At 66.8% G+C, this 14,733-nt stretch carries 10 protein-coding genes; 2 read left to right on the forward strand and 8 right to left on the reverse strand.

Translation table 11 applies throughout. The features are described 5' to 3' along the window. Positions 1-4: 4 nt before the first annotated feature. Genes AC5DRG_RS29435 through AC5DRG_RS29445 form a run of 3 tightly spaced genes read right to left on the reverse strand, consistent with a single transcriptional unit; the run spans position 5 to position 1,317 of the window. Entirely contained in the window at positions 5-280 is a 276-nt protein-coding gene (locus tag AC5DRG_RS29435; RefSeq protein WP_491802463.1) for a hypothetical protein, read from the reverse strand. Positions 281-290: 10 nt separating this feature from the next. Then, positions 291-932 (reverse strand): DUF5994 family protein, encoded by a 642-nt coding sequence (locus AC5DRG_RS29440; RefSeq protein WP_491813194.1) that lies wholly within the window; start codon positions 930-932, stop codon positions 291-293. A 31-nt stretch (positions 933-963) separates the two neighbouring features. Further along, positions 964-1,317 (reverse strand): hypothetical protein, encoded by a 354-nt coding sequence (locus tag AC5DRG_RS29445; RefSeq protein ID WP_491802464.1) that lies wholly within the window; start codon positions 1,315-1,317, stop codon positions 964-966. A gap of 329 nt (positions 1,318-1,646) precedes the next feature. On the opposite strand from AC5DRG_RS29445, the gene AC5DRG_RS29450 reads away from it, so the two are divergent. Together AC5DRG_RS29450 and AC5DRG_RS29455 are read left to right on the forward strand one after the other, a co-directional pair. Continuing rightward, complete coding sequence (locus AC5DRG_RS29450; RefSeq protein WP_491802465.1) at positions 1,647-2,663, forward strand: acyl-CoA desaturase; 1,017 nt, start codon at positions 1,647-1,649, stop codon at positions 2,661-2,663. A gap of 41 nt (positions 2,664-2,704) precedes the next feature. Next, the gene (locus tag AC5DRG_RS29455; protein ID WP_491802466.1) at positions 2,705-3,112 is read left to right on the forward strand and encodes a DUF5994 family protein; all 408 of its coding nucleotides are present in this window, start codon (positions 2,705-2,707) and stop codon (positions 3,110-3,112) included. Between the two features lie 156 nt (positions 3,113-3,268). Here AC5DRG_RS29455 and AC5DRG_RS29460 read toward each other — a convergent pair whose 3' ends face one another. The 5 genes from AC5DRG_RS29460 to AC5DRG_RS29480 all read right to left on the reverse strand — a co-directional run bounded on the left by AC5DRG_RS29460 (position 3,269) and on the right by AC5DRG_RS29480 (position 14,247). Next, entirely contained in the window at positions 3,269-3,493 is a 225-nt protein-coding gene (locus tag AC5DRG_RS29460) for a hypothetical protein (RefSeq protein ID WP_491802467.1), read from the reverse strand. A gap of 131 nt (positions 3,494-3,624) precedes the next feature. Beyond that, entirely contained in the window at positions 3,625-3,975 is a 351-nt protein-coding gene (locus tag AC5DRG_RS29465; RefSeq protein WP_491802468.1) for an STAS domain-containing protein, read from the reverse strand. A 1,391-nt stretch (positions 3,976-5,366) separates the two neighbouring features. Continuing rightward, positions 5,367-8,285, reverse strand: coding sequence for a DUF499 family protein (locus AC5DRG_RS29470; RefSeq protein WP_491802469.1), 2,919 nt, complete (start codon positions 8,283-8,285; stop codon positions 5,367-5,369). Beyond that, entirely contained in the window at positions 8,282-11,041 is a 2,760-nt protein-coding gene (locus AC5DRG_RS29475; protein ID WP_491802470.1) for a DUF1156 domain-containing protein, read from the reverse strand. Before AC5DRG_RS29475 ends, AC5DRG_RS29470 begins: the two co-directional genes overlap by 4 nt. Then, a complete protein-coding gene (locus AC5DRG_RS29480; protein WP_491802472.1) occupies positions 11,038-14,247 on the reverse strand; it encodes a helicase-related protein in 3,210 nt (1,069 codons plus the stop codon). The genes AC5DRG_RS29475 and AC5DRG_RS29480 overlap by 4 nt, the downstream gene beginning before the upstream one ends. Between the last annotated feature and the right edge of the window lie 486 nt (positions 14,248-14,733).

A 14,733-nucleotide genomic window follows, 5' to 3' on the forward strand; every position in this document is an offset into this window, starting at 1 on the left:
GTGATCACCCGTGCTGAGCGGTACGCCTGCGGTGCCGCCGCGGTGGGAAGCGGCCGCGGCCTCCGTCGCGGTGGTCCCGTCGTTCGTCGGGGGTCGGTGAGTCGGAGCGCTCCGGTTCCACCGGCGGGGGCGGCGTGCCGCGGTTTCGGCGGCCGGGCAGGGCCGTGCTGTACCGGTGGACGGTGATTCTGTCGGCGTGCTGGGTGTTGAGGCGGTGGATCAGGTAGGCCCCTGCCGCGATGAGGATCGCGAAGGCGGTGGCCGTCAGGAAGGCGTTCATGGCGGCCACCTCACACGCCGACGACGGGGCGACCGGTCCGGGCGCCCGGACCGGTCTGTTCGGGGACGGCCGCGGACGGGCCGTGCGTGGCCTCGTCCGCTGCCATGAGTGCGCTCGCGGTCAGGGGCGGGCCGTTGTCGTCGGACGCGGCCGCCATCAGGCGGGCCGCCGACTCCGGCCCGGTCTCGGGCGGGATGATCAGAAGATCCCAGCGGCCGGTGCGGTAGGAGAGCAGCAGGAGTTTGTGCGGGTCGAGTTCATCGGTGAAGCGGCCGACCTTGACGATGTGGCCGGTCACGGGCACCTGACGGGGGACATCCGGCCAGTACTTCGGGTTGACGGCGACCCGGGTGATGCGGCCGAAGAGGAGGTCCAGTGCCTCCGTCAACGCGGGCAGCTCGCTCCGCAGATCCCGGGAGCGGGGCCACCAGGCACCGTCCAGGAGTCCGCGGGAGGCGCCGTCGGTCTTCAGGGCGAGACGCGCGGCCGGGGCTGCGACGGGCTCGGCGTGCGGCAGGATCGGGTACAGGGGCGCCGGCATGATGCGGACCCGTCTCCGAGCCGTCGTTGTTGCGGCGGCCCGGGGTTCATCGCTCGCCGAGAACGACCCGGCCTGGAAGCCGGCGTACGAAATGCCCTCGGTAATGTCCAGCGTACTCCGCGTCGCGAGTGTCCAGAGGTGTCTAGAGCTGGAGCAGTCTTTGGGTGATCTCCCGGTACTGCCTCAGTGCGAGCCGGAGTTCGTCGGACTGTGATTCGGGGTCCTGTTCCTTGTCCTGCCAGCCTGCTCGCAGGAGACTCCGCCGTTCCGCGAGGGCCTTCACGAGGTGGGCGACGGCGTCGTCGTAGGCGCCCTCGGCCTCTTCCAGCGCCTCGCGCGGGGTGTCGGCGAAGTGGTTGACGGCTCGCCCTAGGCGCCCCGCGACCTCGTCCCGTGCGTCGGCCGGGACCAGCGGCTCCGGGCCGCTGGTCCGGCGTCGGGAGGCACCGGGGGACTGGCCGGCGGGCTGCTGGGCGCGTGTCTGGTCGTACATCATCGAGTGCCGCTTCCGTTCCGCCCGAGGGCGTCTTTGGTCTTCCCCTGTTGCCAGTGACCCGGCTGTGGCGGGGAGGCGGAAGGCGTGGCCGGGTGGTCCGGCGCGGCACGGCCCTACGCCGTGCTGCCAGTCAACGTCCGGCGGCGACCCGTGTCAACGCGGTGGTCACGCCATCCGGACCGCCTCGTTTCGGGGCATGCCGGAGTACGGTGGGGGGACCGAGGGCTTGTTGCACGCCGGTGTCCGGACCGGCCGCGTCCTCGCGTTCCGTCACAGGGGCAGCCCCTGACCCCGGCCGCGCCATCCGCAGCAAGGCCGAGGAGCCATGCATGTCGCTCACTTCCTCTACGTCTACGTCCACGTTCACGACACCGATTCCGTCGGATCAAGCCCCGCCGCCCCAGGCTTACGACGGAACGTCCCCATTCCCCCCGGACGACGGCCCGGTGCCCGCGCGCGGCGGCGGGGAGCGGCTGTACGTGACGGTGACGGCGCTGATCGTCGTCCTGCCGTTCGTAGGTCTCGGCCTGGCCGGCTGGCTGCTGTGGGGGAGCCTCATCCATCCCGTCGACATCGTGCTCGCATTCGTCCTGTACGCGGTCACGGGCCTCGGTGTCACCGTCGGCTTCCACCGCGGCCTCACCCATGGCGGCTACCGGGCCGTCCGCCCCGTACGCATCGCACTCGCGGTGGCCGGTTCCCTGAGCTTCCAGGGCAACGTCATCGGCTGGGTCGCCACCCACCGCCGCCATCACGCCTTCACCGACCGGCCCGGCGACCCGCACTCCCCGTACCGCTACGGCACCCATCTGCGCGGCCAGTTGCGCGGGCTGGCGCACGCGCACGTCGGCTGGCTGTTCCGCAACGAGAGCCCACAGGCGGAGCGTTACGCCCCCGACCTGCTCGCCGACCGCGACATCAAGGCCGTAGACCGCGCCTTCCCCCTTCTGTGTCTCCTCACCCTCGCCCTGCCGTTCGGGCTGGGCTGGGCGATCGGCGGCACCTGGCTGTATGGCGTAACCGCCCTGCTGTGGGCGGGACTTGTCCGCATAGCGCTGCTCCACCACGTGACCTGGAGCGTCAACTCCCTCTGCCACATGATCGGCGACCGCCCGTTCCGCACGCGGCGCCACGACCGCGCCACCAACCTGTGGCCCCTGGCCCTGCTCTCCTTCGGCGAGAGCTGGCACAACCTCCACCACGCCGACCCCACCAGCGCCCGCCACGGCGTCGACCGCGGCCAGATCGACCCGTCGGCCGGCTTCATCCGCCTCCTCGAACGCCTCGGCTGGGTGTACGACGTGCGCTGGCCGACTCCGGACCGGGTCGCCGCCCGCCGCGCCTGACGTCAACCACTCATCCGAGCAAGGCAGTTGACAGGAACCTCATGGCCACCGCCCTGGAACCCCCGCTCCCCTCCCACCCCCTCCTCCGACTGCGCCTGGCACCCCGAGGCGGACTGCCCCGGGCCATCGACGGGGCATGGTGGCCACGCTCGTACGACCTCCTCGCCGAACTCCCGCGCCTGCTCGCCGGGTTGCCCCGCACCTGGGGTCACATCACGAGCGTCACGGTCAAGGGAGGCGTGTGGAACGCGCTGCCCGGGCGGATGCTCGTCGCCAACCAGGTCGTACGCCTCAACGGCAGCCAGACCGCATCCTCCCCGCACGCCCCGCACACCGTCGTCCTGCTCGCTCCGGGGCGGGGACGCTGGGACCTGCTGGTCGTGCCTCCAGATACGACGGCGGAGGCCGCCGAACCGCTCATGGCAGCGGCAGCGGGCGGTCACGCCTGATCCCTCCGGTGCACTACAGCGCCCCGAAAGGGGCGCGGGGCTGTGTCGATATGCGGCTCCGCCGCGATGGGGGTCCCCCCGCTCGAGCGAAGCCGAGAGTGGGGGAGCGACCAGCCCCCACCGGCCCGCGGCAAACGAACCGCCTATCCAGCGGAGCTACCGGCTGGCCTCCAGCCAGGACCGCGCCGGTTCCGCCGCACGGGAGGTATCCACGGTGAGCTGGAGACGCGTACCGCCCTCCGCGCCCGCGGGATAGCTGCGCTGCTCGGTGGCGTCGAAGCAGCGCCGGAGCACTTCCGCGACACGACGGGCGACCTCTGGGGAGGCGGCGACGATGCGTACCTCGGCGTGTCCGTCCGAGGACGTTTCCGTTGGCTGCATGGCGACCTCGCTCGCTCGGGGCGCAGATCAGCGGCCCGGATCTTTCACTGCACTCCGGCGCACCCCACAGCCCCCGCGGGTGACCAGGCGCGTGGTGGCCACGGTCCCGGAGCAGCGACGCCGAAGCGGCCCTAGACGTGGTCGGCCCGTACGTCCTTCCAGGCGTCCTCGGTACTCGCGTACCGCGGGAAACGCTCCAGCAGACCACTGGCCCGGAACACGAGACCCACACCCGTCCGGGTGTGGACCACGCGGACCCAGCCGAGCCGCTCATGACACTCCCGCCATGCCGCGCACAGCGGGGTCAGAACGCTGCCGTCCATGAACGTCACGCCGCGCAGGTCCACGATCAGGAACAGCGGCCCGGTTCCGTGGCGGGCGTCCTCCAGGTCGCGTGCGAAGGCGTCCGCGGTCGTCAGGTCCAGCTCGCCGGCGGCCCGGACCACGCGCAACTCGTCGATCAACTCGGGAAGCGGGCCCATGTGTCCCAACTCCTCAGTCGGAGGGGTGGCTTTCGCCTTGCGCAGGGCCTCTGTTGCGCGGAACGGGACTGCACGGAGAGGGCCGGGGGCACGGGCTGCCGTACGGCCAGCGTACTGCTGGGGAGTGGCCGGAGGGTCGCCCGTGCCCAGGCAATGACGAGGGGGTCGTAAGGTGTCGTTTCCCAGCCGCTGCCTGCCGACTTCCGCTCGAAGTGGACGACTACCGACGGAACATGCGGCGTGTCACTCGGACTGGGCGTGGTCAGGGGAGTGTTGTCGGGGCGCCTCCCCTGCGTGAACTGGGAGGCGGCGCTGAGCAAAAGGGAAGCATGCCCCCGCGGGCTGCGTCGGGACTGAAGCTGGAGCGGACGCCTTGAGAGCTCCGGCACAGCTTCGTGTCGATCCTGTCGGACAACGGCATCCCGCTGGAGACCATCGCCCTGTTGGTCGGTCACAGCAGTCAGGCCACCACAGAATCGCCCCCCGCAAACAACTCCGGCTCGTGATCACGAAGGGTGCCGAAGCGATGGACATGATCTTCGCTGACGATCGAGAGGAGAAGACCGCGAGAGTCTGATCGGATCTGTTCGGCGCGGCTACGTCAGCGACCCGTTCGTGATCAGTGGATGGGTCGCCGGCTCGCGGTGAGGTCCTGGTCAACTGTCCAGCAGTTGTCTGCCGAGCGCGGCTCTTGGAGGCACGAAGCGACCCTCATCTATGGCGATGGTGAGGATCAAGGAGTTCGCCCACGTTCGCACGGTTCCTACGAGTTCCAGGGCCGCCGAATCTGCTTCGGCCGGTCCCTCCAGGGCGACGAGACTCATCGCTGTGACTAGCTCACGAGCGCATTGGAGGAATTGCTCAGCAAGATCTGTAGAGGTCGGCTCGTTCTCCTGGTAGGCGTCCACCGCCCTGCCGCCTACCCTGATGGCCTAGACGCTTGGCTCACAAGTTGGCTGTAGGCGTCTCGTCGCTGTTCGCGTCGCCATCGCTCATGCTGATTCCGTCGCTGGTCTTTGTCTGTCAACCGCGCAGACCCAGCCGCCTCTGGTCCGGCAGGTGCCCAACTTCAGGAGCGCCAGGGTGGACGTTCAGAGATAGCTTGATCAAGTTCCTTTGGCTCCCTGGTTGGCCCCCCGAAGCACGACAGAGGTCCATTCGCGATCAAGCGAATGGGCCTCTGACCAGTGTCGGGGTGGCGGGATTTGAACCCGCGACCTCTTCGTCCCGAATGAGGTTCGGTTGCTGATCTTGCCAGCGCCGATGACGTTTGCCCTGGTCGCAGCGTCGGGCTGTTGTGGTCTCGGGTGGTCTCGAAGGGGGTCGGGGAGCGGGTTGGCTCCCAGATGGTTCCCAGCATCGACATCGCAGCCATGTCCGTGGACGCCCTCTCAGAAATCCAGGGCCTCCTCTTCCCAGTCGGCGTTCGCCGCGGCAGCGGTCGCTTCGACCTTATCCACAGCTGCTGGAGCGGCTGTAAGCGTCAGCTGGAGGTCGAGCAGTTGGATGTCCCCACCGATCTCCGGATCGACCAGGTCGAGCACCTCCTGGAGGAGGTTGGCGACGGTGCGGCGCGCATCTGTGGATGCCATGCTCCGATTCGGGATTTCGAGCCGGTAGCGATGGTAGTCGGCGGGCGTGCTGACAACTGGTCCCGAATGGGCGGGTTGGCTCGTAGGGCGGCTCGGAGGGCCGCTGGCGCGGCTGGGAGCCGAGCCGCTACTCGATGCCGAGCCGGAACTCGCGGTGACCTGCGCTGGCTGAGGGGAGCTGTCCGTCGTCGGCGCGGGCGCTCGGCGCAGCCGAAGTTCCAAGGAGCCGATGGACAGCTCATCGGGGGAGGCAATGTGTTGGGGTGCCCCCTCGCCGTCGATGACCTGCAAGGAATCAGATCCGGTCAGGGTCTGGTGCACGGCTCGTCGGATGTCGTCAATGGAGGGGACGAGGGGGAACGCCGGGTTCTTGTAGAACTGCTGACCTATCTCTTTCAGCGTCAGGTCGCGGGCGATTTTGGACAGCAGGGTCTTCAGGTAGGCGCCGGAGAGGCGGCCAGGGTGCACGGCGCGGCTGTGGTTGACCAAGGCGTCCCAGACGTGTCCGCCCTTGAGAGCGGTCTTGCCGTCGTCGTCGAATCGCTGCCAGTCGACTTCAGTCTGGTCGGTGCGGGTGAGATAGGCGAAGTGCTGGAATGCCTTCTGTAAATCATCGTCCACACGCTGGGCGGCGGAGCGCAGTTCGGCCTGGGCTTCGGGACGCTTGTCATCATCTTGGTCGAGTTGCGAGATGACCGAACGCCAAGCCAGTACTTCGATGACACGCTTTCGGACGGTGTCGCGCCGCTGAGTGTTGACGCACGCCACAACGCAGGAAGCGCCGTTGTCGACAGGTAGGGAATTGTCACCAACGCCGAGGAGCGCTGAGACTTCGGCTCGGGTGGGGGTGTCCCGGCCGTTATGCAGGGTCCAGCGGCTCGGATCAAGAACGACCAGCCGGGTCTTGCTGTTCTGGTCGACGTCGCTGAAGACTTGGGACAGGGGGGCACCGGGAGTGTTCGTGACGGGGATTACCTGGTCGAAAGGGCCCTGGTTGCTGCGGGCGATCGCCTTGGCCCGTTCCCACAGGTAGGCGTCGCGGTCGGATGCGGAAACGGTGCTTTTAGCCTGTTTATAGAACATTCGCAGGGTCTGGGCGATGGCCAGGTGGAACCGCGCGGTGCCGCGTCCGGAGGTGGTATCGGTCACCTCCAGGGCGCCGAGACCTTCGTCGTCGCTGATGAGGAGGTTGAAGACCTCTTCGGCAGAGTTGAATTCGACGCCTGGGCTGTAGACGCTTGCGAGGAGCTCCGGCTTGGCGGCTCCTCGCTTCGCCTGGTCTCGCGGCACCAGTGAGTAGCAGAACAGGGCGGTGGCCATCCGCAGACTCGTGAAGGGCTGTCCGGTGTCGATGCCCCGCTCGGCCAGGACGTTATCGAGGGCGCGGGCACGGCCGCGGGTGCCGTCCTTGGTCGTGATGTCGGTTGCGGCTACCTGCCGAAATCCTTGGATGACGCGTTCGTTGCCGTGTAGGAGGCCGGAGGAGAGGATGTTCTCTATGACGTTGTGAAGGGGAAGGTCGCCTATCCCGATAAGCTCAGGCGTCCATCGGCCGGCCTCGTGCTCGCGAGCCCAGTAGTAGGCGGTGGCGGAGAATATTTCCACGGTGGAACGCACCCGCTGGAAGCCGGCATGGCGCGACCAGTCGTCGCGGACCAATGCCATGACGTCGGGAGAGAACGGATAGCTGGCAGCGAGGCGTTCAGCCAGGCCACCGAGGCCGTGCCGTGCGCCGAGCCGCTCGAAGACCTGCTCTGTCCAGGCCCGTCCCGCATGCTCTGCCCAGGCAGTGGCAAGAGCGCTGACGGGCGTTGTGTCGACAGGCTGGAAGAGACGGCGCCGGATGATCGCCGAGAAGTCCTGCGGCTCGGTGACGGAGTCACCAATTCCATTGCGCTCGATGCCACTTGTCACGAAGGTACGAAGGCTTTCGGCTTCCACTGGGTAGCCGCGATCATCGCGGTCGGAGCGGATCATCACAATGACGAAGGCCACCTGAGGGACCTCGTCGACGGCGTCCATCAGGCAGTCCAGGAAGACCTTCTCGCCGGGCATCGTGGCGATGTGCTTCTTGTCCGCGAGGTCGAGGGCGTACTGCATCAACTCGTCGAGCAGGATCAGCACCGGTCCCTGAACTGCCTCCAGGGCTCGGGCCAACGCCGCCTTGTTCGATCCCTCGGCGAGGTGCTGCGTGTATCTGTCCCGGTCGCCTTGGAACAGGGCCCACAGGAACCGCTCATACAAGGTTGTTGCCGGGCCGAATTCCGGGCTCGTCGCCCCTGGGGTCATGTTGTCTGCGGACAGGACCACTACCCGGGCGCCGTCCAGGTTTAGGTGTGCCCCGTTTTGCTCGGCTTCGTCTTGTACTCGCTGGCCCAGTTCGGTCGCCAGGAATGCCTGGGGGCTGTTAGCCAGATGGTATAGACCGACCAAGGCGTGGCTCTTGCCGCCACCCATCCCCTGGTCCAGGTGAAAGAGGGCTTTTCCACCGCGGGTTCGGGTGCCGAGCCTTCGGGCGACGGTGCTCATGAACTGGACAAGCCTGGGAGTCGGCTCGGTGATCTCCGCGTAGTACACGGGATCGGTGTATGGCACGTTGCGGTCGGTGTAGACGGCGCTGTACAGAGACATCTGAAGGTCGGCGATTTGTCCGTTCGCATCTGTGATCTCGGGCCGCAGGGTGAGTACTTCGGCCCAGTGGGGATACGCAGTGGTCATCGGGCGTCCTCAGCGTCGAACAAGGTCAGACCTCGGTCGGTTTCACGAGGGGCAAGTGTTCCTGCCAGACCGCGGGCGATGTTCTTGATGGTTCCGGCGTTGCGCTGCAGGGCTACTAGCGCCTTCGCGACGGTGTCGTTGGGGGGCAGTTGGGCTGCTAGGTCCCCAATGACTGCCCAAAGATGCTCGTCGTCGACGGGGCGCTCCCACTGGGCGAGCACCACGGAGGCCGCTTCGGTACCGCCGGAGATGTAGGCGCCAGCGAGAGCGCGGGCAACGTCGAACTCGGCGCTGCCGGGGCCTACCGACGCCGGCGGGTCAAGGATCAAGCGAAAACCCTTGCCGGACTCCGCGAGAAGGTCCCCACGGACGTTCTCCAGTCGCAGCCCATCGACCTGCGCTAGGAAGATGGCCTCTCCCTTGGCAACGACGGTGCGCCCGTGCACCCTCATCCAGAACACGGCGAAGCGGGTGATCGCGTCGAAGGTCTCGATGGGGATGCGGTCCAGTCGCAGTGCGGTTGCCTCGCGGACGCAGCGGCGGGCCAAGGTCAGATACCGCTCCAGCGGGGCTGACTCGCCGTCTGGCTGGATGACCGTGGAGTACCGACCGTAGACCTCCATGGCAGGTCCGTAGGCGGCCATCATCTGGTCGGCCAGGGCCAGGCCGTCCTGTGTCCAGTTACGCACTTGCGGCCGTATCGCGTCGGCGATCTCCCTGTCGACCTGGGCGGCGGTGGCAGTCTCCCGGCCGGTGGGGGCGACGCGGCAGCCAATGGTGATGGTGACCTTGACCGAGGCCACCTTGGTGTTGGCCGACTCGGTCCGACTCGGCCATGAGCTGGTGACCACGAACCCGGCATCGTGGAGCGCCGCGAGCAGGCGCTTCCACGCGTCGGGATCGGAGTGTCCGAAGACGACTACCAGGTGCCCGTCGGGGCGCAGTACCCTGCGGCTCTCCATGAAGGCGGCGGACAGCGACGTTTCGTAGAAGTCCTTGTCGTGCCGCACCCGTCCGGGCTCGTGAACCCGGCGGACGATGATTTCGTCGTCCTTGTTCTGCAGGCCGTCACTCGTACGGATTGCCTTGGGCCCGAAGAGGTCCGGTGAGATGTCGAACAGGACGCGTTTGAGCCAGACGTACATGAGGTCGGAGGCGTCCGCGTATTCGATCATGTCGTAGTACGGAGGGTCGGTGACCACGGCGTCGACGCTCGCGTCGCGGTAGGGCAGCCGCATCGCATTCGCCTGGCGGAAGCGTGCGGGCGTGCCACGCAGGCCGCGTATGTGGGCCTCATAGGGCCGCAGGCCGGTTTTCGTCAGGGATGTCCAGGTTCCCGGTCCGGTTCCGGGGCCAGTCTCCACCCAGTCGAACTGGAACTTCAGGACCGCCTCGTTGGAGAACAGATCGGAGACCTTGTTGCCGTTGTGCCCGATACCGTCGCTCTTGCCCATTGCTTCGACAGCGCATCCTCGGGTTGCCCTGCGAAGCCGTCGAGCGAGTGTTGCTGCGGCGAAGGCGGTCAGGGCCCGGGCGTACTGCGGTGAGACGCCGGCGGTCAACGCATCATGGTGGCAGGAACGTATGGCGCGGACCAACTCGGTGAACTGCAGGGTCTGTCGAGCGTTCATCAGTTCGCCGAACGTGCGGTAGCCGTACCCGCTGGCCATCACGGTGTGCACATTGCCGGCCGCGATCACCTCATCCGGAACGGCGCTCAGCGGACCGTCAGCCTTGAGGGAGGAGAGGTCCACTGCCGTGGCGGCTTCACGTTCGTCCGGGCGCGGAGTCCGGAAGAGGCGTTTGGCCTCACCATGCGTGTCTATAGCCACCAGGAGCTCATCGCGGTACTCGCCTGCGATGCCCTTGGCCTTGACTGTCTCCAAGCTGTGAACCTGCTGGCAGAACGGGCAGCGGGCGCTCTTGCCCTTGCGCTTCCTTCCGTCGCCCAGGTCGGTCGAGGAGTAGGTAGGTGGCTGGTCCGGGGGGCCGTCGATCACTTCGGCATGCCAGGTGCCCTCGTGGACAACCAGCCGCAGAGACTGGCCGAGATCGTTGGTCCGGTGGTACGGGTGGCGCAGGACGAAGCTTCCCAGGAGCGGGAAGCGGTTGGTGCAGCCGTCGCAGGGAATGCTGATGGCCCACAAGTAGCCCCAGGGTAACGACCCGTCGGAATTGCGGGGGTAGTGCGGAGCGACCGCGATCTGTGTACGCCTGCCGATCTCCGCCAGGAAGACTTCGAGATCCGCTACCAACCGGGGAGGAGCGCCCTGACCGAACAGGGCGTCGTCCTGCGGATCAGTCTCTAGCCAGGGCAGGGCCGGCTCGGCAGACCAGTCCCGTAGGGGGTAGTCCGCCAGGACCCGGCCGGCGAGCGTGGCGACGGGACTCAGGTCCAAGCCGACGGCTTGGGCGCCGAGCCGGGCCGCCTCCAGGGCGATGATGCCGCGTCCAGAAAAGATGTCCAGGACCACGGGCCTTCCGTCGGGGTAGCGCTCGCTGATCCTGGCGGCGGTCTCGACCAAGGCCGCTGGATCGCCGCGCACTGCGCCGTCGACCAGCTGCCGAACGCTCGTACTATCCGGCAGCAGTGCCGTGGCTACAGCAGCACGGGCCTGGGCAATGGGGCGCGAGGCGAACCATGTGAAGATCGCCTTCTCCACCTGGCCGGATCCGGCCCGGTTGCTGCACGCTTCGTCGACAGCCGCGCACGGAAACCAGGTGTCGATGAGGGTGCGTCCTGAGTCGGTGGTCAACGGTTCTCCATGAGGCGCCGAAGCTGAGAGACGGGAATCTTGAAACGCTCGATACGCCGAGGCCCTGCCAGCGTCCCGGCCGGGTCCTGACAACGGATGACGACAGCCGGCCGGGTAGCGCACTGCAGGACCACGTACAGCCAGTAGTCCGGCCCGCGCTGCTGTGCCTGAGCCCATTCGTGCTGTTCGAAGAAGACTGGCCTGATCCCGGCAACAAAGCCCTTTACTTCAATCAGACGCTGGTCGGTGGTCCCGGGGCGGCGCGCGAGCAGGTCGTAGCCCAGCCCGGCGGTCTGTCGGTCGTCGACGATCCAGCCGAGTCCTTCGAGTTCCGTGACGACCTTGGCGATGGCGACCCTCTCGGAGTCCGGGTCGTGGCCCAGCTCGTTGACCCGCGCACCGCCGCTGACCTGAACCCATCCCAGCGGGGTGGGAGAGGTTTGGGTGATGTTGTCGAACAGCGCGAAGTGGGCAAGCCGGTCCGCCTTCTCGGCGGCGAACTGTTCGAGTCTGCTGCGTCTGACGTCGGCGTCTAGGGTCCTGACCTGGCGTTTGAGGCGTCGTTCGACGTCACCGAGTTGGTCGCGGCTCTTCGCTGTGACCGCCCGTTGCAGGCGCTGCATCTCGGAAGTTTCCGCCTGGACTGCTTTGCGGGCGGCGGAGTCGGCCTCGACTCGTGCGGCGGGTGAGGGTGGCTTGGAGGGGTCAGCGGTGGGGCTGAGATTCATGACCGATTCCCAAGCAGTGGCGAACGCGCCCGCACCGGAATAGCGGATGAGGAAGGGCACGGTGCGGCGGATGCGGCGGATGCCGTTGTGGTGCTCAAGTTCCGCTGCGTAGACGAACAGGGTGTAGCCGGTCAGGGAGGACACGTCCACGGCTGCGGCTCCTGCGAGTAGGTCCCCCTCACAGCGTTGAACGGCCCGCTCGACCAGTTCCTGGAACGAGTCTTCGGTGGGACCCAGGACTATGACGTCTTCGGCTCGGCGGAACTGTTCCTCCTGGGCTTTGGCGACCGTGGCAGAGTCGGCGGCGATCAGGCATTCCTGTAAGCCGCCGAAGGAGGCGGGGAGATGAGTGAGGTCGGAACGCAGGACCCGTATGCCGGGAGTGGGTCCCGTCGACACACTCCACCCTTCGACGTTGGCGGCCTGGTCGACGAAAGCGGACACGATGACCGGATTGATCGCCTGGAGGCGGTCGCTCGCGAACCTCTGCATGGCCTCGCCGTGGTCGACTGGGGTCTTGAACCGGTCTTCCTCGGCAACGATGTCCTTGGCGCGAGCCACGAGGGTCGCAGTGTCGGGTACGGCAGCGAGCACCTCGCCGACCGCAGCCGGGTCCCGGTGTGCTGCGGCCATGGCCGCGCCGAAGTTGAAGCCAGTCCGGTCGACCGTGGCGTCGAGCAAGTCGTACAGGCGCCCTTGCAGTGATGCGGAGGCTGCGGTGAGGTTCTCCAGGATGACCTGTTGGACACGCCCCTCACGGGTCTCGGGGGCCACCAGGTGATAGACGAACACCTCGTTCTGCTGACCAATTCGGTGCAGTCGGCCAGCGCGCTGTTCGAGCCGCACCAAACTCCAGGGGATGTCCCAGTCGATCATGACGTGCGCAGACTGCAGGTCGATGCCCTCGCCGCCTGCGTCGGTGGACACGAGGACCTGGAACCGGTCCTTGAGGAACCTGGCTTGCAACTCCTCGCGACCCGATTGGTCCACGCTTCCGTCCAGGACCTCGGTACTGAATCCTGCCGCGCGGAAGACCCCGGCGAGCCATCGAGCAGTGTCCGTGAACTCGCTGAAAACCAGCAACTGCCCGCTACCAGGGCTGATCTGGTGCTGCTGCATGATGTCGCGGGCTGCCTGCCACTTGGCGGCTTCGTCCCTCGATGCTAAGGACCGCTCCAGTTGGCCGATGACCACGGCGACGGCATCCAGTTCAGCTCTGCGGTCGCTGCTGCGGGCCTGGATTACGGCCGCTTCGGCGTCATGCCAGGCGTCATCGGAGTCGAGGGCAGCGCGGGCCAGGTCCTGGTTCTCAAAGCCCTCGGGCGCTACTGGAGGCACGCGGCCGGCCTGCGAGCCAGACAGAGCCGCCCGTCGGCGTCGCAAAGTTTCGAGGGCTGCTGTCACCGAGGAGGCAGCCCGCTTGCCGTAGATGGAACGGGCCAGAACCGAGTCCGAGGAATACCACGTCTCCACGTAGCCCATGACCGCGTCGTAGGCATCTGACTCAGCCGGGGTCAGGAAGACCTCGTGAGTCTGTGCATATCGGGGACGGAAGAGCAGTTCGCCGTCCAGGCCCCGTAGATCCTCCTTCATCCGCCGTAGGAAGTTGTTGGGCCCAGGGTGCATAGGGTGGTCATAGGTCTTCTCGGACGGGTCCCACCGGTAGATAGCTGGATCAAGCAGATTCAGCAGAGCTCGGAAGAAGTTCTCCTTGCCACGGTGCGGAGTGGCAGTCAGCAGAAGGAGGTGGTGGGCCACATCACCGAGCTGGCGAGCCGCGCTGAGATGCTGGGAAGTCGGGGTGAGTCGGTGGGCCTCGTCGAAGACGGCCAGAGACCAGGAGGCCCGTGAACCGACGACCTTGCGGCGGACATCGGTGTTGTAGGTGAACAGGTCAAGCGAGACAACCCAGACGTCCACGTCCGCACGCAGGTCCAGCGGTTCACGGCCGACATCGGCGGTGATTCGCTGCGCATCGATGCCGAAGAAGCGCTTGAGTTCCCCGATCCACTTGCCTACCAAGTGGGCCGGCACAACAATGACCGTCTTCCCTGGGATCAGCCCCTGCCTGCGCCCCTCCGCTAAGTACATTCCGGTCATGAGGGTTTTTCCGGTTCCTGGCTCGTCGGCCAAGAGGAATCGCAGCTTGGGTTGGGGCAACATCACACTGAAAACAGCGTCGTCCTGGTGGGCATACGGCCTTAGCGGCCGGGTGGCCAGAACAGCCGACCGGATGCGGGGGATGGCCCATCGCATCCATTGCGCCCACACCCCAGTGATCGCACGCGCGCTATCTCCGCTCCCATCGGAACTGGCCACCTTGCAGACCGGTACATCGGCGAGGAGCACGAACGCTTCGGTGAGGCCCCGAGTGGGCGACTTGATCACGCAGTTGAACCCGGTCCGCTCCTGGAAGGCAGCGACAACAGTCACCAGTTCGCCGTCGATCAGGAGTCGGTCGTTCTTGTCGATATCCATGCCAGCCCCCCCGGGCCTTCTAGTCATGGATACAAGACACGCACTTGGCCCCAGACTCAACCCCAAGTCCGTGCTGAGCTAGGGATGTTGCCTAGATGTGATCGTGCAGGCACTCTGCGACACGCCCACATGGTTGCCCGCTGGGCTCATAACAGCGCGGTGACTGCTGGTGTCTTGGCGGCGTTTTTCGGTTTCCTGGCCGTGAGCAGGCGGGCAGCGGCCCGCCGAAGCCGCAGACCGGGCCGTTCCCGGGCACTGGGAAGGCGATCGTGCGACACGAAGTCGCGCGAATTTGAGTGGACTGACCGATTGGAGAGGCGGCTGATGATGAGGCCGTAGGTGCAGTCACGGGTCCGTGTCCGTATGACCCGTCCCCGCCCCTGACGTGCGATGCCGGTAACGGCGTGGTGCGAAGCTCGGGGGAAAGCCCAAGGGCTCCTGTTCCATCCGGGAGCTACCGGCAAGGGGAAGACCGGACGGGTGAAC

It is taken from the genome of Streptomyces sp. JLBG701, assembly GCF_058544905.1.

Bases quoted from the DNA above. Each gene is read 5' to 3' on its own strand.
- AC5DRG_RS29445 (WP_491802464.1), bottom strand. From the start codon at position 1,317: ATGATGTACGACCAGACACGCGCCCAGCAGCCCGCCGGCCAGTCCCCC.
- AC5DRG_RS29435 (WP_491802463.1), bottom strand. From the start codon at position 280: ATGAACGCCTTCCTGACGGCCACCGCCTTCGCGATCCTCATCGCGGCA.
- AC5DRG_RS29480 (WP_491802472.1), bottom strand. From the start codon at position 14,247: ATGGATATCGACAAGAACGACCGACTCCTGATCGACGGCGAACTGGTG.
- AC5DRG_RS29460 (WP_491802467.1), bottom strand. From the start codon at position 3,493: ATGCAGCCAACGGAAACGTCCTCGGACGGACACGCCGAGGTACGCATC.
- AC5DRG_RS29470 (WP_491802469.1), bottom strand. From the start codon at position 8,285: ATGACCACTGCGTATCCCCACTGGGCCGAAGTACTCACCCTGCGGCCC.
- AC5DRG_RS29450 (WP_491802465.1), top strand. From the start codon at position 1,647: ATGTCGCTCACTTCCTCTACGTCTACGTCCACGTTCACGACACCGATT.
- AC5DRG_RS29465 (WP_491802468.1), bottom strand. From the start codon at position 3,975: ATGGGCCCGCTTCCCGAGTTGATCGACGAGTTGCGCGTGGTCCGGGCC.
- AC5DRG_RS29455 (WP_491802466.1), top strand. From the start codon at position 2,705: ATGGCCACCGCCCTGGAACCCCCGCTCCCCTCCCACCCCCTCCTCCGA.